This is a genomic window from Micromonospora sp. NPDC000207 (assembly GCF_040300925.1).
Classification (GTDB): domain Bacteria; phylum Actinomycetota; class Actinomycetes; order Mycobacteriales; family Micromonosporaceae; genus Micromonospora.
This window is the reverse complement of record NZ_JBEPEQ010000006.1, coordinates 42,397-59,107: the sequence shown is the minus strand read 5'-3', so window position 1 is coordinate 59,107 and position 16,711 is coordinate 42,397. Positions and strand designations below refer to the sequence as shown.

The window sequence follows — 16,711 nt, the reverse complement described above, 5'->3', positions numbered from 1 at the left end:
CGGTGCGTCGTCGACTGGTGATCAGCTACCTGCTGCTGATGGTGCTGGTGCTGCTCGCCCTGGAGACGCCGTTGGCGCTCACCCTGGCCAGCCGGGAGACCGACCGGCTCCGCGCCGACCGGCTCGCCGACGCCACCCGGTTCGCCTCGCTGGCCGGGCCGGCGCTGCGGACGGACGTGACCGGCCCGCTCGTCGGGGAGCTGGACAGCTACGACGAGCTGTACGGGATCGGCACGGCGGTGGTGGACCGGGACCGCCGTACGGTGGCGGAGTCGGCGAGTTGGCGGGCCGGGCCGGGGACGGCGGCGGCCCTGGACACCGCCCTGTCCGGGTTGCAGAGCAGTGCCCCCGACTCGGTGTGGCCCTGGGTCGACGACCCGGTGGTGGTGGCGGTGCCGATCAACGACGGCGGGGAGGTCCTCGGCGCGGTGGTGATCACCACCGATTCGGAGCGGATCCGCCGCACCGTCCTCGCCTGGTGGCTTCTGCTGGCGGTGGTCGGCGTCGTCGTGGTGGTGGCCTGTGTCCTGTTGGCGTTCGGGCTGGCCGGGTGGGTGCTGCGACCGGTCACCGAGCTGGACGCCGTCACCCACGAGATCGCCGAGGGTGACCGGGGTGCCCGGGTCCAGCACCGGTGGGGTCCACCGGAGCTGCGTCGACTCGCGGCCAGCTTCAACCACATGGCCGACGCGGTCTCCGACGTGATGGACCGGCAGCGGGCCTTCGTCGCGCACGCCAGCCACCAGCTCCGCAACCCGTTGACGGCGTTGCGGCTGCGGGTGGAGGAGCTCGGTCCGAGCCTGCACGACGAGGAGGGGCGGGCCGAACACCAGTTCGCCCTGGAGGAGACCGACAGGCTGGCCCAGGTCCTCGACGCGCTGCTCACCCTGGCCAGGGCGGAACGGGCGGAGAACGAGCGGACCACCGTCGACGCCGGTGCGGTCGCCGCGTCCCGGGTCACCGCCTGGGAGCCGCTGGCCCGGCGACGGGACCTCACGCTGCGTCTGGTGGCCTCCGACGACCCGACGTACGCCCGGACCGTGCCGACCGCCATCGACCAGGCCCTGGACGCGTTGATCGACAACGCGGTGAAGTTCACCGGCTCCGGTGGCGAGGTGACGGTCACGGTCCGCCGGTCCGGTGGTGGCACCTCCCTCGAGGTACGCGACGACGGGCCGGGGATGACGGTGAGTCAACTGGGTCAGGCCACCGAGCGGTTCTGGCGCGCCCCCCAGGTGCAGAACGTCGACGGGGCCGGTCTCGGGTTGACTATCGTCGCGGTCCTGGTCGACGCCTCCGGCGGACGGCTCACCATGCGCCGGGCGCATCCGCGCGGTCTGGTGGCGCAACTCTGGTTCCCCGGTGCCGAACCGGAGCCGACCACTCCGTCCGACGTGCCGGAGGCGGTCGGCTCCTGACCTCCGCGACGGTCAGCGACGCGGCCCGCCCGGCTGGAATCCGTACGGGTTGCCGTACTGACCGGCGGGGGGCCGGTAGGAGCTCCGCCGCGCCGGCGGGGGGACGCGAAGGTGTGCCCGCGGTCGGGTCCAGGCCTCCTTGAGCCTCTCCGCCTGGTCGGAGAGGTAAATGTTGGACTCGCTCTCCTGTTTCACCAGGTCCTGTACCCGGTACGTGGTGACCGCCGAGACGCAATCCTTGTGGAGTGCCCCGATGAAGGCGACCTCGTCGCCGCTCGGGCACGCCGACCTGCCCACCGAGGAGTTCATGTCGTAGCCCCGCGTCGTCCAGATGGTGTAGCGGTAGGCGAACTCGGCAGACGGCCGGCCGTAGCGCTCCAGGGCGTGGTCGAGGACGTACCGGCCGGGTTCGCGTTGCCGGGTGGTGCTCAGGATGCAGGTTTCAGCCTGTACGAGGTGCTCCGAGAGGGTTGCGGGAATCGCAGGGTCCGGCGGTTGCAGGTGCGCCTCGCCGAAGACCTCCTCCGGGGGTACGGGGCTCCAGCAGTACAGCGGTGCCCGGTCCACCCGGGGCACGTTGGCGGGGGTGTCGAAGCCGGTGTAGCGGTACATGACGTCCTCCCGGCGTGAGCGGTGTCCCGGACGGCGGCCGGGACGGGTCCACCCCGACGACGGCCCCACCGTGCCATCGGTTCGGAGATGGGACAGAGGTCATGTGTCGGTCACCGCTGGTGCCCCGGGCCGGGTGGGCGGCCGAGTTGTCCCGGCGGGCGGTGGGGACCCTGCGGACCGTAGGGCGGCTGCGCAGCTGACGGATACGGTCCGGCGGGGGCCGGTGGCATCGCGCCCGGGAGTGTTCTCGGCGGCGACCGGAACAGGATCGGGTGCGGCTGGTAGGACATCGGCTGGGCCGGATGCGGAATCGGCGGGGTCGGCCGTGGCCACGGGGCAGGCGGCGGGGCGAGTCGGGCCATGGCGCGGGTTGCCACCTGAGCCCGTTCGAAGTCCCGTTCCCGCCGCACCTGAACCGTGCCCCACGCATTGGGGTTGCCCACTGTCGCCCCGCACTGCCGGCTGTCTCGGTCGAACGGGGTGGCGGTGTCCACGTACTCCGGACCGACACGGTCCGGGATCAGCACCTCCTGTTGGTGGCTGTAGGCCGCCGGACCCAGCGAGGCCAGGACGTCGATCCCGCCCCGAATCGAGATCTTGTAGAGCCACAGTCCACCCGGCGTCGGATCCACCGAAGCGAGGATCTCCCGGAACAGCTCCGGGTCGACGCGCGGATCCCGGGTGGTGCTGACGAATCGGGTGTAGGGCGAGGATTTCTGGTAGTCCTGGAGGCTGACGGGCAGGTGGTCGTTGTACCCGGTGAAGCCCTCCTGGAAGATGACGTCGGGGGGCCGGGAGTCCAACCGGTAGAGGGTCTCCCGATCCAACCGGTACACGACCGGGTATCCGGCCGACGGTCCGGTACGAGCCACCCGCAGCGCTTCCGGTGGATAGGGAAGGTCCGCAGGGGGGTACGTGGTGACGTTCCGGTGGAAGCTCCGGTAGGCGTGGACGAAGGCGTCGTTCGATTCGGCCTCGTCGAAGGACTGGGCGTCACTGCCGGAGTCCGCGTACTGCGGCCGACCAGGATCCTGCAAGGCGTGGCTTCCTCTCCGCTGCCGAGTGGCAGAGGTGGGTACGAGCGCGCGGCGTGACCGGTTCGACGTCCTGCGCGCCGGTGTCAGGGTTTGCTCTCCCGGTACCAGGCGGCGGCTCCCGGGTGCAGGGGGAGCGGGGTGGTGGCGATCGCCGACCGGGGGCTCAGCCGACCGGCGGCGGGGTGGGCGGCGGCCAGCTCGGCGCGGCGTTCCATCAACAGCCGGGTCAGCTCGCGGACCAGACGGTCCGGCAGGTCGGCCTGGACGATGAGGTAGTTCGGGTTGGCCACCGTGGTGATCGGGTCCACCCCGTAGACGGACCGGGGGATGTCCCGGGAGACGTACACCTCGGGGTAGTTGCGGCGGAGGGGCTCGATCCAGTCGCCGAGGTCGACGACCCGGGCGGCGGTGTCGGCGAGCAGTTGCTCCACACCCCGCACCGGCAGCCCACCGGAGAAGAAGAAGGCGTCGATCCGGCCCTCCCGGAGGGCGGCCACCGAGTCGTCCAGGTTCAGGGCGTGCCTGTCGACGTCGCCCGCCACCCCGGCCACCGTCAGCAGCCGGTTCGCGGTGATCCCGGTGCCGGAGCCGGGGGCGCCCAGGGAGACCCGCCTCCCGCGCAGGTCGGCGACGGTCCGGATCGGGCTCTGCGCCGTGGTGACCAGGTGCAACAGGTCGTCGTAGACGCGGGCCACGGCGACCACGGCGGGGGTGGGGGTGGTCACCGGGGCCAGGACGTCGGCCTGGGTGAAGCCCAGCTCGGCCTGACCGGTACGGACCAGCTCGACGTTCGCCGCCGACGCGGCGGTCACCACCACGCTGGCCTCCACCTCGGGCAGCTCCCGGTTGAGGATGGTGGCCAGGGACTGGCCGAAGGCGTGGTAGACGGCGGTCGGGCTGCCGGTGGCGATCCGGATCTGCACCGCCTCGTCGGGGTCCTCCCGGCACCCACCGAGCGTGCCCGGCAGCATCAGCAGCACCGCCAGGCGGGCGGTGTACCGCCGTGAGCGCACAGACCAGCGACCGTTCACCCGCTGCACTGTGCGCCGTGAACGGGGCGTATGCAACCCGACCTGTGGTCGGGATGCGGTCAGCCGGTCGGTCGGAGGGGGGTGGCCAGGGCGGCGGCGTCCAGGATCCGGTCCCGGTCCGGGCCGTCGGCGACACTGACCACGAAGCATCCCGCCCCCGGGCGCAGCAGGGCCGGCACGTCGAGCATGGCGGCGCTGCGGACCAGGACGGCGGCCAGCTCCCGGTCGGCGAGTCGGACGCCGAGGATGTGTCGGCGTACGTGCCGTCCGGCGGCCAGCAGCGCCGAACGCCAGGCGGCTGCCGCCAGCCGGGCCCGCCACGCCTGACGGGTCGGGGAGGCCCCCGCCACGGGGCCGCCGAGGAGTTCCCGGCGGGCCTGCCGCCAACCGGTGTCCAGCAGCGCCACGTAGCTCGACTGGGCGGCCGGGGCGACCCGGAGCTGGTGCAGCTCGTACCGGCGGCGCAGGCCACCGACGGCCCGTTCGTGGCGGACCGGGACGGCGAGCCGGTCGAGGAGGTGGAGCATCCGCAGCGCGGCGTCCTCCCGGTTGAACTCGGCCGGCCCGGCCGGGCGGGGGCCGGTCGGGCGACGCCGTCCCGCCGACGCCGACGCCGGGGCGGGCGCAGGGGTGCAGCGCAGCAGACAGGCGGCCTCGAACGCGTCCGCCAGGGTCGGCCAGTCCAGGGGACCGGCGGGGGTCACCAGCGGCCGGGCGCGGTCGAGCAGGGTGGATTCGCGGGCCAAGGCGGGCACTCCTGGGGTCGGGGGAGAGCCCCTACCGTGTCAACACGGCAGGCCCGGCGGTACCGATCGGGGCGAGGCTTGAGGAAAACTTGCGCTACGAGGGCTGGAGGTCGGTCACCACGACGTCGACCTGCCGGGGCCGGTCGGTCGCCCCCGGCGACTCCAGCACCGTGTACTTGAGGTCCCGCAGCGCCGTCACCAGGTCGTCGGCGGTGTCCGGCCGGGCACCGGCGGTGAGCAGGTCCCGGACCAGTCGACCCTTGGTGGCCTTGTTGAAGTGGCTGACCACGGTCCGGACCACCGCCCCGTCGACGATCCGCTCGTGCAGCACCCGCACCGTCACCGTCCGTCCGGCCGACTCGCCCCGGGGGGTCCAGGTGGCCGCGTACGCCCCGGAGCGCAGGTCGAGCACCGGCCGTTCACCGGCGGTCGCCGTCATCGTCTCCGCCAGCTCCCGCCGCCAGTACGCCGACAGCGCCCCCGGGCCGGGCAGCCGGACCCCGATCGGGCAGCGGTACGGCGGGATCCGGTCGGTCAACCGGACCGCCCCCCACAGCCCGGAGGAGACCAGGACCGTACGGTTCGCCAGTCGGGCGGCGGGGGCGGGCAGGGTGCCCAGGTCCAGTGCGGTGTACAGCACCCCGGTGTAGATCCGCCCGGCGGGCGCACACGCGGCCCGGGTCAGTCGGGCGTTGCGGCGCAGTTCGGCGCGCTGCCCCTCGCCGAGTCCGAGGACCGTCCTCGCGGTGTCGTCGTCGCCGCTGCTGAGGTCGACGAGCGCGTCGAGGACCCGCTCCCGGGCCGCTGTCAGTTCGGGCAGGCTCAGGCGGGACAGGTCGAGGCGGCGGCCGGCACCGGCGTCGGCCTTGCCCTCCGAGGGCGGCAACAGGATCAGCATCCGGGTACGTCTCCTCGACGCGGTCGGCACGGGACGGCCCGGTCAGCGTACGGGTCGGTGCGGGGGTTCGATGTGACCGGTCTTTTGACCCGATTGTGTCTCGGTTGGTGCTGGTGATCGCCTCGCGTGGCCGGTCCCGTCCAGGTGTGGCAGGGTGGCAACGTGCCACCGACAACCGCCAAGCAGCTGGCAGTGCCGACCCTGCACCGGGCCGCCCGGATCGAGGACGCGCTGCACCAGTTCTTCGAACGGCGTCTGCGGCGGACCGGTTGGCAGACCAACGTGATCGCCTACACCGGGTACGGCGCACCGGGCTGGATCCGGGTGATGTGCCGGGTGCTGCTGGGGCGGCCCGACCACAGGCAGCGGGGGCGGCTGGAGAAGGTCCGCGGCTGGCGCAGCTTCGCCACCCTGCCGGCCAAGCACGCCACGGTCACCATCGAGGCGGCCGGTGTGCGACACCGGGCCAAGGCCGACCGTAGCGGCTTCGTCCAGGCCGTGATCAGGGCGGATCTGCCGCCCGGCTGGGGGACGGTCCGGATCAGCCTGCCCGACGCCGCGCCGGTCGAGGCCCCGGTGCGGATCCTCGACCCGGACGTCACGTTCGGCATCCTCTCCGACATCGACGACACAGTCATGGTCACCGCACTGCCCCGACCGCTGCTCGCGGCGTGGAACACCTTCGTCCTCGACGAGCACGCCCGGATGGCGGTGCCCGGGATGGCGGTGCTCTACGAGCGTCTGGTCACCGCCCACCCCGGGGCACCGGTCTTCTACCTGTCCACCGGGGCCTGGAACGTCGCCCCGACCCTGACCCGGTTCCTGTCCCGGCACCTCTACCCGGCCGGACCCCTGCTGCTCACCGACTGGGGTCCGACCCACGACCGCTGGTTCCGCAGCGGCCGGGAACACAAGCGGGCCACCCTGGAACGGCTCTCCCGGGAGTTCCCGAAGATGAAGTGGCTCCTCGTCGGCGACGACGGCCAACACGACCAGGAGATCTACCGGGAGTTCGCCGCCGGTCACCCGGACAACGTCGCCGGGGTCGCCATCCGCCAACTCTCGCCCACCGAGGCGGTCCTGGCCGGCACCCTGCCCACCCCCCTGGACAGCACCGTCGAGGGGCCGGTCGGCCAGCGGTGGCTCTCCGCCCCGGACGGCGCGGGCCTGTGGCGGCTCATGCGCGACAACGGCCTCGTCTGACCGACGGAACGAGGGTGTGACTCGATGGACCATCAGGAAGAGCTCGCCTACCTCCGGGAGAACCTGTCGGAGCGGGTGGGTTCGAGCGTCGCGGCACTCACAGACGATCAGCAGCGGTGGCTGCTGGCAGTCCCGGCCGTCCAGTCGCGCCTGGACGACCTCAGGCTTCAGCAGGCCAACACGCTGGGGTTGGAGGAGATGCGCGACTGGGTGCTCTCCTGGATCAGGGACAATCCGAGACCCGACCGGCCCGACTACTACCTCTACCACCAGAGAAGGGCCAACGGGAGGCTGTCGCCAACTCCGGCCACTACGCCATCGCCGTGCCGGAGATCATCCAGGGGGTGTCGGTGACCCAGGCGTACTCCTATGTCACCAGAGCGGGCCTTGCCCAGGCCGACCAGGCGGAGCGGGACTTCCTCAGAGGATCGGCCGGACGGGGTCGGTCGGTGTCGCAGGCCCAGATCGAAGACCAGAACGTCAGGGAGGAGACGGCTCGGCTCGACCTGGAGAGGGCTGTCACCACGGCACTCGGGGTTGCCGGACCGCCGCCCCCGACCCTGGTCCGGCAGGCGAACGCCAGGCTTGGGGGAGGCCCTCCGCCCGGCGGGAGGGGTCCGGGACCGTCCCGGGACCTCTCCGGCGGATCGGGTTCCCACCGGGTCGCTCCCCGGCGGTAGAAGACCCCGGAGGAACGGCCCCGACCCGACCGTACGGGGGCTGTGGGTGCCCCGGCCGGTGATCGACAATGGTCTGGCAGGATCAGCCGTAGCCCTCGTGGCGGGCCCGTCTCCCGGTGGCTGCCGACTGTGGGCCTCGGTGCCGCTGGCGGGCTTCCGGGTCCTGTTCGTCCGGCCCGAACCACAGCTGCCGCCGCTGCGGGTCGGGCCCCGGTTCACAGCGCCGCCGCAGACCTTCTCTGGGTAAGGACGGGTGTAGCCAGAGGGCGCCCAGCGGCGGACCGGTCCTTTCCTGGACCGACCGTGCGGCGGATCACGGGTGCGGGTCGTCACCTGGCCAGGTCTCTCGGCGGTGAACCGCGCCGCTGCTCGGCTCGTAGACGGACGAGCAGCCGTTAGGAGCACATTGTGGACCAGAATTCGCGTGACTTCCGCCGCCAGACGCCGCCTTTCTGGGGTGGCCCTTCGGCCGACGACCCGGGCGAGGAACCGGCCTCCTTCCTGCCAGCGGATCTTTCCGGGTCCTCGGCACCGCAGGCCGGGCAGTCCGACGACGCCTCCCGGCTTATGGAGGAGCGGGCATTCTGGTTCGACCAGCCGGATGTGGGGCAGTACGCCTCACCGGGGACGGGCGGAAATCTCTTCGCAGGGGCAATGGACTGGGCCGACGACATTCCGGACGAGCGCTCCACCAGAGAAACCAGGCGCCGGGTTCCAGTCGATCGAAAGAACTGGGTCAGCGAGTTCAACAAGCTTGTGGAAAAGGGGGTGATTAAGGAAAGCGGCAGGGTGATGGATTCCCGTAAAAAAAGCTCCCAAGTTGTGAAAGACCTGCGTCAATGGTACCCTCATGGAATCCCGTTGAAAATTAGAAATGACGAACATGAGATCATGAAGGCGTTGGAGAGTCACCCGGGGGTGTGGGGCAAGCTGACGAAAGCGCCGGGGGTCAGATTCGTCGATGGATACAAAGAATTCATGAGACTGCATCCCGGAGTGGTGCCGACGGGTAAGTCTGATTCGGTCTATGCCGGAGTGGATATCTCTGCTCAGCGAGCAGCACTTCATGATGGGCGGATTCTGCATTCTGAGGAGGCCGACTTCTTCGCGGGGAACCCTCAGTGGTTGGAATCTTTCCGCCCCCTGAAGAGGGAGCATCAGTCGGCCTACGACGAGGCGATCGCTGCGGCCCGGCAAAGGCTCGGGCTCCCTGAGTCGTCGAACTCGGTGAATCTCGAAGGCCCGGGTGAAGTACGTGTGCAGGGTGCCGATCGCTCGGGGTGGGTTACCGAGTTCCAGCAACTTGTAGAATCCGGGATCATCAAGTCGGATGGAATCCTGGCTGATTCGGGCCGGAAAGATTCCAGAGTTCTTCGCGACCTGCGCATGTGGTCTTCCAGGGGTAGTCTGCTGGAGTCAGTCGAACGTAACGAACCCGCTATCATGCAGGCGTTGAAGGGTCATCCTGGGGTGTGGGGTAAGCTGACGAAAGAACCGGGTGTCAGGTATGTCGATGGATTCAAGGAATTCATGAGACTGCATCCCGGAGCGGTGCCTCCGGCTAAGTCTGATGCGGTCTATGCCGGCGTAAAGGTCAGCGTTCGGCGAAGGACGATTGTGGATGGTTCGAAGCTGCAACCAGAGGAGGCCGAGTTTCTCGCGACAAACAATAAGTGGGGTGAATATTTCAGGCCGGTGAAGGCCGCCTTTCAGCGGGCCTACGACGAGGCGATCGCTGCGGCCCGGCAGAGGCTCGGAATCTCTGACGCCCAGCTTGCTCCCGCAGCCGTCGCGGGTTTGAGCTTCCGCCCGAACGTGGCCTCCGGGCAACCGTCGGACACCACCACTCCGCAACTACCCGGTTCCTTCGCGTCCCCTTCCGGTCAGCACCAGGCCGGTCGAGAAGGCAAGCGCCAGCGGCATCGGTGACCGGGGTCGTGCCCCGGCGGCGGTAGCCGTCGGGGCGTCGGCTTCGTCGGGTTGGTGCGGGCGGTTCGTCTGATCAGGACGGACGTAGCCAGAGGGCACCCAGCGGCGGCACCCGTAGCGACACCGAGGCAGGCTGCCCGTGCCAGGGCACGCCCTGGGCGTGCACCTCACCGAGGTTGCCCACCCCGGAGCCGCCGTAGTGGTGGGCGTCGGTGTTGACCACCTCGGTCCACCGCCCCCCGGCCGGGAGCCCGACCCGGTAGTCCTCCAACGGCAGGGCGGAGAAGTTGACCACGCAGACCAGGGTCTGTCCGTCCGGGGCGATCCGGACGAAGGAGATGGTGTTGTTGGCCAGGTCGTCCCCGGCCAGCCAGCGGAACCCGGCCGGGGAGGTGTCCTGGGCGTACAGGGCGGGGGAGTCCCGGTAGACCCGGTTGAGGTCGCCGACGAGGCGCTGCACCCCGGCGCGGGCCGGGTCGTGCAACAGGTACCAGTCGAGGCCCCGCTCCTCGCTCCACTCCCGCTCGTCACCCAGCTCGCAGCCCATGAAGAGCAGCTGCTTGCCCGGGTGGGCCCACATGTACGCCAGCAGTGCCCGGGCGGTGGCCAGCCGCTGCCAGGTGTCGCCGGGCATCTTCGCCACCAGCGCCCCCTTGCCGTGCACCACCTCGTCGTGGCTGATCGGCAGGAGGTAGTTCTCGCTCCACGCGTACGCCAGGGAGAAGGTGAGCTGGTGGTGGTGGTGCTGGCGGTAGACGGGGTCCTTCGAGGTGTAGAGCAGGGTGTCGTGCATCCAGCCCATGTTCCACTTGAACCCGAACCCGAGCCCGCCGTCGGAGGTCGGGCGGGTGACGCCCGGCCAGGCCGTCGACTCCTCGGCGATCATCATGACCCCGGCGTGGTGCTTGTAGACGGTCGCGTTCACCTCCTGCATGAACGCGATGGCCTCCAGGTTCTCCCGGCCGCCGTACTCGTTGGGCAGCCACTGCCCCTCCGGGCGGGAGTAGTCCAGGTAGAGCATCGAGGCGACGGCGTCGACCCGGAGCCCGTCGACGTGGAACTCCTCGCACCAGTAGAGGGCGTTGGCGACCAGGAAGTTGCGGACCTCCCGGCGGCCGAAGTCGAAGACGTACGTACCCCAGTCGGGGTGTTCGCCACGGCGCGGGTCGGGGTGCTCGTAGAGCGGTGTGCCGTCGAACCGGGCCAGGGCCCAGTCGTCCTTGGGGAAGTGGGCGGGGACCCAGTCCAGGATCACCCCGACCCCGGCCCGGTGCAGGGTGTCGACCAGGTGCCGGAAGTCGTCCGGGTCACCGAACCGGGAGGTGGGGGCGTAGTACCCGGTGACCTGGTAACCCCAGGACCCGCCGAAGGGGTGCTCCATCACCGGCAGGAACTCCACGTGGGTGAAGCCCAGCTCCACCACGTACGCGGTGAGCTGTTCGGCCAGCTCGCGGTAGCCGAGCCCGGGACGCCAGGAGCCGAGGTGCACCTCGTAGACGCTCATCGCCTCCTGGTGCGGCCGGCGGCGGACCCGCTCGGCCAGCCAGGCCCCGTCCGACCACTGGTACGTCGACCGGTGCACCACCGACGCGGTGGCCGGGGGGACCTCCGCGTACGCCGCCATCGGGTCGATCTTGTCCCGCCACCGTCCGTCGGCGCCGAGGATCCGGTACTTGTACCGCTGCCCGGAGACGGCCCCCGGGACGAAGACCTCCCACACGCCGCTGGAGCCCAGCGACCGCATCGGCCACCCGTCGTGCGCCCCCCACCCGGTGAAGTCCCCGACGACCCGGACCCCCCGGGCGTTGGGTGCCCAGACCGCGAACCCGACCCCGTCGTCGCGGACCCGCGCGCCGAGCGCCTCCCAGAGCCGTTCGTGTCGGCCCTCGGCGATCAGGTGCAGGTCCAGTTCCCCCAGGACCGGCGGGTGCCGGTACGGGTCGTCGACGACGGTGCCGTCCACGTCGAGGCGGTAGTCGAGCACGGTGCCGGGCACTGTGACCTCGAAGACCCCGACGCCGTGCACCCGGGTCGCCGGGTGTCGTTCCCCGCCGACCAGGACGGTGACCGACCCGGCTCCCCGCCGGAGGGTACGCACTGTGGTCCGGCCGTCGGCCGGGTGTGCCCCGAGGATCGCGTGCGGGTCGTGGGTCTCGCCGGCGATCAACTGGTCCATCGGGCCTCGTCCTTAGGGGCGTCGTCGGTCAGGTCGGGACCGGTCGGGGCCGGGGTGTCGCCGGTGTCCGGGTGCCGGACCGTGAACACGTGTGCGGGTTGAAGATACGGGTCGAGCCGGACCGCGTTGTGCTGGCCCCAGTCGTAGGTTGCCCCGGTCAGTTCGTCGTGGACGGTGAACCGGTCGTGCCAGTCCAGGCCGAGCGCCGGCATGTCCAGGACAGTGTTGCCCCACTGGACTTCCCGTGAGTCGAACGAGCAGACCACGAGCACCGTGTTCCCGGTGGCCGGATCGTGTTTGGACCAGCAGAGCACCGCCGGGTTGTCCACGTCGTGGAAGACGAGGTTGCGCAGCCGGTGCAGGGCAGGGTTCTCCCGGCGTACCCGGTTGAGGGTGCCGACGAACGGGGCGAGGGACCGGCCCTGGGCGAGCGCGTCGGACCAGTCCCGGGGGCGCAGCTCGAACTTCTCGTTGTCGAGGTACTCCTCAGCGCCGGGGCGGGGGACGTGCTCGAAGAGTTCGTATCCGGCGTACATCCCCCAGGAGGGGCTCAGCAACGCGGCCAGGACCGCCCGGATCTTGAACATCGGGGGTCCGCCGTGCTGCAACGACTCGTGCAGGATGTCCGGGGTGTTCGGCCAGAAGTTCGGCCGCATGTAGTCGGCCGCCGCGACCAGTTCCTCGCAGTACTCCCGCAGCTGCGCCGCCGAGGTACGCCAGGTGAAGTACGTGTACGACTGGGTGAAACCGATCCTGCCGAGCCCGTGCATGATCGCCGGCCGGGTGAACGCCTCGGCGAGGAACAACACGTCCGGGTCGACCCGCTTGACCTCGGCGATCAGCCAGTGCCAGAAGTCGAACGGCTTGGTGTGCGGATTGTCGACCCGGAAGATCCTGATCCCCTCGCCGACCCAGTGCAGCACCACCCGCAGGATCTCCGCCCGGATCCCCTCCGGGTCGTTGTCGAAGTTCAGCGGGTAGATGTCCTGGTACTTCTTGGGCGGGTTCTCCGCGTAGGCGATGCTCCCGTCGGCCCGGGTGGTGAACCACTGCGGGTGCTCGGTGACCCACGGGTGGTCCGGGGCGCACTGCAACGCCAGGTCCATCGCCACCTCCAGGCCCACCTCGGCGGCGGCGGCGACGAAGTCACGGAACTCCTGCGGCGTACCCAGGTCGGGGTGCAGGGCGTCGTGCCCGCCCTCGGCCGCGCCGATCGCCCACGGCGAGCCCACGTCGTCGGGACCGGCGGTCAGGGTGTTGTTCCGGCCCTTGCGGTTGACCCGCCCGATCGGGTGGATCGGCGGCAGGTAGAGCACGTCGAACCCCATCTGGGCCACCCCCGGCAGCCGGGACGTGGCGGTGACGAAGGTGCCCGACCGGGCCGGTTCGTCGGCCGTCGCCAGGACCGCCCCCTCGGAGCGGGGAAAGAACTCGTACCAGGCGGAGAAGAGCGCCCGGGGCCGGTCCACCCAGATCCGGTACGGCTCGCCGGTGGTCACCAGCTCCCGCACCGGATACGCCCAGAGCAGGTCGGCCAGCTCCAGCGCCGGGGCGACCCGGCGGGACAGCGGCAGCCCCTCGTCGCTGAGCGCCGCGACCGCCGCCCGGACCCGGTCGGTGTCGGCGGCCGGGACCAGGGCGAGGGCCCCGGTCAGGACCCGGGCACCCTCGGCGAGGTCGTTGGCCAGTTCGCCGACCGTCTGCCCGGCGGCGACCTTCTTCGTCACCGCGTTCTGCCAGGTCAGGTACGGATCCTGGAACGCCTCGACGGTGAAGGTCCACTCGCCGACGGCGTCCGGGGTGATGGTGGCGTGCCACAGGTCGTGCCCCGGCTCGCCGGCCACCATCCGGGTGAACGGCCGACCCCGCCCGTCCGGGCCGAGCCAGACCACGTTGCAGCCGAGCGCGTCGTGTCCCTCGCGGTACGCCCGCGCGGACACCGGGACCACCTCCCCGACCACCGCCTTGGCCGGGTAGCGACCGCAGGAGACGGCGGGGGTGACGTCTTCGATCGGAAACCGTCCACTCACCCGATCAACCTACTGTGCGAACCCCCTTCGCGCGCGGCCAAGCGCGACCGTTCGCTGGCCGACTGCCTCCTGCCCACCGCCGTGAACGCCACGCGACGTGGTTCCTTTCTGTTGAGGTCGTCGCCGACGTTGACGGTGATGCTGAACATGGCCGAGGTGTGGGGAGGTTGGAAGGTGGCGTCACCACAGGTGTCGCGTATCGTTGGTATTACGTGACACGGAGGTCGGGCATGCGGTTGAACAGCAAGGGGCAGGTCACCATCCCGGCAGCCCTGCGGGCACGTCATGGCCTGCATGAGGGGGACGAGGTGGACGTGGTGGAGGAGGGCGGAGCTTTGCGAATCGTCCGGGTCCAGGGGGCCGAAACTCGCGGCCAGCGCCTCGTTCGCCACATGCGCGGACGGGGTGGCACCAAGGAGACCGAGCACATGACCACCGACGAGTTGATGGAGCTGCTGCGTGGGGAGTGACCGGCTCCGGGTCCTGCCACCGCGTGCCCCAGGGACGTCGACAACCCTGGTCGACACGAACGTGTTGCTGGACATCCTGACCGAGGACCCGAAGTGGGCGCAGTGGTCGGAGGCGGCTCTGGCCGAGGCGCGCGACGCCGGCACCATCGTGATCAATCCGATCGTCTACGCGGAGGTATCGGTACGCTTCGAGCGCATCGAGATGTTGGACGAGGCACTGCCCGCCAGCGACTTCCTTCGCGAGGAGTTGCCGTATCCGGCGGGCTTTCTCGCAGGCAAGGCCTATGCGCGGTACCGTCGACTGGGTGGGGTGAAGCGAGCCCCGTTGGCCGACTTCTACATCGGGGCGCACGCGGCGGTGTGCCGGTACGCCCTGCTCACCCGGGACGCTTCGCGCTACCGCACGTATTTCCCGAGCCTGGCACTGACCACCCCGGAGCCCTGACGAACCCGTCCCGGCCCCCGCGCCCCCGCTGAAGTCCGGCGGATCTTGGACGATTCTGGCCCCTCTGGGGGCCGGTTCCTTCCAAGTCCGTAGGTGCGGCGGTTCAGCCGGGAAGGTCAGGCGGGCGGTTCCGGGGCGACGAAGGAGCCCTTGCCCTGGCGGGTCACGATCCAGCCGCGCTCTTCAAGGATCCGAAGGGCGTATCGGATGGGCCAGGCGCTCGACTGGTACTGCTCACGCAGTTCGGCGATGGACGGCAACTTGTCATCCGGCTGCAGGGTTCCCGCCCGGATGGAGGCCGAGACGTCGGTGATGATCTGCTCGTAAAGCGGTACCTGCGGCATCGTGGTGCACCTCTCGTCAGCGCTTCGATCTTCGCACTCGGAGTGACGCACCGTGCCTTCTCTGTTGACTGTGACGACAGTGCCTTCTATGTTGAGTCGAGTGGGGCCTCTCGTCAGCAGCGGAGTGCCTCGATCTCGGGGCGGGGTGGTTCCCCGTGCCACCCCGCCCTGACCTGCTCATTTCCCTGATCGTGAGGAGGCACCGATGAACGAGCGCCCGCACGAGGGGCCGTTGCCCCCGGCGTACCCGGTTGCCGGTGGTCGACCCCCGCTGCCCGACGGGGACCGGATGCCCTGCCCGCCACGGGCCTCGCCGGTCTCCCGCCGGGAGTACGTCTACGGGGTGGCCGTCGCGGTGGTGGTGCTGGTCCTGCTACTGGTCGGGATCCTCGGGTGGGGGAGGGCCGGATGGTGAACGAGCTGCCGGTGGGGCGGCGGGTGGCGCAGTGGCGGATCCGGCGGAACATGACCCAGCAGCAGTTCGCCGACCGGATCGGCAAGTCGAAGAGTTGGGTCGACAAGGTCGAACGCGGGGTACGCCGACTGGAACGGGTGTCGAGTCTCCGGGAGGTCGCCGAGGCGCTGCGGATCGAGATGGACGCACTCCTCCCGGAGCGACCCGGACGGGCCGTCCCCGGGGCCGGGGTGGAGCGGCTGCGGGCCGCCCTCGCCCGGTACCACGTTCCGACGCCGACCCGACCGCCGGACCTCGCCGAGCTGCGGGTCCGGATCGAGCATGCGGAGCAGAGTTACCGGCACGCCAGGTATCCGGCGCTGCTCACCGTCCTGCCCGACCTCCTCGACGCCGCCCGGGAGGCCCGCGCGACGCTGCCGGGTCGGACGACCGACGGGCTCCTGGTGCCGGTGTACGGCCTGATCGCGGTGACCCTGATCAAAGTGGACCAGCCGGAACTCGCCTGGCTGGCCGCGGACCGGGGGATGTCTGTCGCCCTGGCCGTCGGGGAACCTCGGCTGGCCGGGGTCGCCACCGTACCGCTGGTCCAGGCCCTGCGGGGTGTCGGTCGGCATCGGTCGGCGGTGGAGGCCGCCGTCGTCGCCGCCCACCGGCTCAGACCCCCGGGCGACGCTCGCCCGGCCGACCCGTCCCTGGTCGGGGTGCTCCTGTCGCAGGCCGCGCTGGCCGCCGCCGGTCGGGGAGACGAGTCCGGCACCCGAGAGTTGATCCTCCGAGCCAGGGCGCTCGCCACGACGACCGGTGCCGACACCGGGCTCTCCCGTTCCGCCGTCGAGGGCCGTGATGCCGACGTCGCGGCGCCCCGTGCCGCCGTCGGGAACCTCGGTCCCGGCCTGTCGCCCGGTGGGGCGAGCTTCGGGTCGGCGTCGGTGGCGGCCGTCGAGGTGGTGGCCGAGACCGCCCTCGGGCACGTCGCGGCGGCGACGGTACGCCACGAGCGGCTGCTCGCCGCCGAGGGCTGGCGGTGGCTGCCCCCCGAGCATCGGGCCGCCTACCTCCTCGACGCCGCCCGCGCGTACACCCTGGCCGGTGACATGTTCCGGGCCGGTCGCACCCTCCTGGAGGCCGAACGTACCGCCCGCAGCGAGGTCCACGACCGACCCGGCGTACGCGACCTCGTCGCCGTGGTGGCCCGTGCCGCGACCGCCCCCGCCGGACTGGCCCGCCTCGCCGCCGACCTGCACGTCACCTGAACCCACCCGAGCGCTGCTCGCGCT

At 70.9% G+C, this 16,711-nt stretch carries 16 protein-coding genes; 8 read left to right on the top strand and 8 right to left on the bottom strand.

Annotation, left to right across the window (positions count from 1 at the left end; all coding sequences use genetic code 11):
• Positions 1-2 precede the first annotated feature (2 nt).
• On the top strand, positions 3-1,418 hold the full coding sequence (locus tag ABT336_RS03435; RefSeq protein WP_350894884.1) for a sensor histidine kinase: 1,416 nt from the start codon (positions 3-5) through the stop codon (positions 1,416-1,418).
• Positions 1,419-1,430: 12 nt separating this feature from the next.
• On the opposite strand, the gene ABT336_RS03430 is transcribed toward ABT336_RS03435, so the two are convergent.
• The 5 genes from ABT336_RS03430 to yaaA all read right to left on the bottom strand — a co-directional run bounded on the left by ABT336_RS03430 (position 1,431) and on the right by yaaA (position 5,742).
• A complete protein-coding gene (locus ABT336_RS03430; RefSeq protein WP_350894883.1) occupies positions 1,431-2,030 on the bottom strand; it encodes a scabin-related ADP-ribosyltransferase in 600 nt (199 codons plus the stop codon).
• A 110-nt stretch (positions 2,031-2,140) separates the two neighbouring features.
• On the bottom strand, positions 2,141-3,067 hold the full coding sequence (locus ABT336_RS03425; RefSeq protein WP_350894882.1) for a scabin-related ADP-ribosyltransferase: 927 nt from the start codon (positions 3,065-3,067) through the stop codon (positions 2,141-2,143).
• An 83-nt stretch (positions 3,068-3,150) separates the two neighbouring features.
• Entirely contained in the window at positions 3,151-4,080 is a 930-nt protein-coding gene (locus tag ABT336_RS03420; protein ID WP_350894881.1) for a TAXI family TRAP transporter solute-binding subunit, read from the bottom strand.
• A gap of 77 nt (positions 4,081-4,157) precedes the next feature.
• Positions 4,158-4,844, bottom strand: a complete 687-nt coding sequence (locus ABT336_RS03415; RefSeq protein WP_350894880.1) for a hypothetical protein — start codon at positions 4,842-4,844, stop codon at positions 4,158-4,160.
• 94 nt (positions 4,845-4,938) lie between these two features.
• Positions 4,939-5,742 carry a peroxide stress protein YaaA gene (yaaA, locus tag ABT336_RS03410; protein WP_350894879.1) on the bottom strand — a complete coding sequence of 268 codons (804 nt, stop codon included), beginning with the start codon at positions 5,740-5,742 and terminating at the stop codon, positions 4,939-4,941.
• Between the two features lie 162 nt (positions 5,743-5,904).
• Between yaaA and ABT336_RS03405 the strand changes: the two genes are divergently transcribed.
• The 3 genes from ABT336_RS03405 (at position 5,905) to ABT336_RS03395 (ending at position 9,554) form a co-directional block, all read left to right on the top strand.
• Entirely contained in the window at positions 5,905-6,945 is a 1,041-nt protein-coding gene (locus tag ABT336_RS03405) for an App1 family protein phosphatidate phosphatase (protein ID WP_350894878.1), read from the top strand.
• 24 nt (positions 6,946-6,969) lie between these two features.
• Positions 6,970-7,299 (top strand): hypothetical protein, encoded by a 330-nt coding sequence (locus ABT336_RS03400; RefSeq protein ID WP_350894877.1) that lies wholly within the window; start codon positions 6,970-6,972, stop codon positions 7,297-7,299.
• A 734-nt stretch (positions 7,300-8,033) separates the two neighbouring features.
• On the top strand, positions 8,034-9,554 hold the full coding sequence (locus ABT336_RS03395) for a hypothetical protein (protein ID WP_350894876.1): 1,521 nt from the start codon (positions 8,034-8,036) through the stop codon (positions 9,552-9,554).
• A 73-nt stretch (positions 9,555-9,627) separates the two neighbouring features.
• Here the strand turns inward: ABT336_RS03395 and glgB are convergent, their stop codons facing one another.
• A complete protein-coding gene (gene glgB, locus ABT336_RS03390; RefSeq protein ID WP_350894875.1) occupies positions 9,628-11,730 on the bottom strand; it encodes a 1,4-alpha-glucan branching protein GlgB in 2,103 nt (700 codons plus the stop codon).
• Positions 11,718-13,760, bottom strand: coding sequence for an alpha-1,4-glucan--maltose-1-phosphate maltosyltransferase (locus tag ABT336_RS03385; protein ID WP_350894874.1), 2,043 nt, complete (start codon positions 13,758-13,760; stop codon positions 11,718-11,720). Before ABT336_RS03385 ends, glgB begins: the two co-directional genes overlap by 13 nt.
• Positions 13,761-13,990: 230 nt before the next feature.
• Between ABT336_RS03385 and ABT336_RS03380 the strand changes: the two genes are divergently transcribed.
• Together ABT336_RS03380 and ABT336_RS03375 are read left to right on the top strand one after the other, a co-directional pair.
• The gene (locus tag ABT336_RS03380; protein ID WP_350894873.1) at positions 13,991-14,230 is read left to right on the top strand and encodes an AbrB/MazE/SpoVT family DNA-binding domain-containing protein; all 240 of its coding nucleotides are present in this window, start codon (positions 13,991-13,993) and stop codon (positions 14,228-14,230) included.
• Entirely contained in the window at positions 14,220-14,675 is a 456-nt protein-coding gene (locus ABT336_RS03375; protein WP_350894872.1) for a type II toxin-antitoxin system VapC family toxin, read from the top strand. The genes ABT336_RS03380 and ABT336_RS03375 overlap by 11 nt, the downstream gene beginning before the upstream one ends.
• Before the next feature lie 116 nt (positions 14,676-14,791).
• Here the strand turns inward: ABT336_RS03375 and ABT336_RS03370 are convergent, their stop codons facing one another.
• Complete coding sequence (locus ABT336_RS03370) at positions 14,792-15,019, bottom strand: winged helix-turn-helix domain-containing protein (RefSeq protein WP_350894871.1); 228 nt, start codon at positions 15,017-15,019, stop codon at positions 14,792-14,794.
• Between the two features lie 205 nt (positions 15,020-15,224).
• On the opposite strand from ABT336_RS03370, the gene ABT336_RS03365 reads away from it, so the two are divergent.
• Positions 15,225-15,434: a hypothetical protein gene (locus ABT336_RS03365; protein WP_350894870.1), complete on the top strand. Its 210-nt coding sequence runs from the start codon at positions 15,225-15,227 to the stop codon at positions 15,432-15,434.
• A complete protein-coding gene (locus tag ABT336_RS03360) occupies positions 15,431-16,687 on the top strand; it encodes a helix-turn-helix domain-containing protein (protein ID WP_502891091.1) in 1,257 nt (418 codons plus the stop codon). The genes ABT336_RS03365 and ABT336_RS03360 overlap by 4 nt, the downstream gene beginning before the upstream one ends.
• Positions 16,688-16,711 lie beyond the last annotated feature (24 nt).

What these genes read in the sequence shown, in the direction of transcription:
- yaaA (WP_350894879.1), bottom strand. Translation starts at nt 5,742, where the DNA reads ATGCTGATCCTGTTGCCGCCCTCGGAGGGCAAGGCCGACGCCGGTGCC.
- glgB (WP_350894875.1), bottom strand. Translation starts at nt 11,730, where the DNA reads ATGGACCAGTTGATCGCCGGCGAGACCCACGACCCGCACGCGATCCTC.
- ABT336_RS03400 (WP_350894877.1), top strand. Translation starts at nt 6,970, where the DNA reads ATGGACCATCAGGAAGAGCTCGCCTACCTCCGGGAGAACCTGTCGGAG.
- ABT336_RS03365 (WP_350894870.1), top strand. Translation starts at nt 15,225, where the DNA reads ATGAACGAGCGCCCGCACGAGGGGCCGTTGCCCCCGGCGTACCCGGTT.
- ABT336_RS03430 (WP_350894883.1), bottom strand. Translation starts at nt 2,030, where the DNA reads ATGTACCGCTACACCGGCTTCGACACCCCCGCCAACGTGCCCCGGGTG.
- ABT336_RS03380 (WP_350894873.1), top strand. Translation starts at nt 13,991, where the DNA reads ATGCGGTTGAACAGCAAGGGGCAGGTCACCATCCCGGCAGCCCTGCGG.
- ABT336_RS03370 (WP_350894871.1), bottom strand. Translation starts at nt 15,019, where the DNA reads ATGCCGCAGGTACCGCTTTACGAGCAGATCATCACCGACGTCTCGGCC.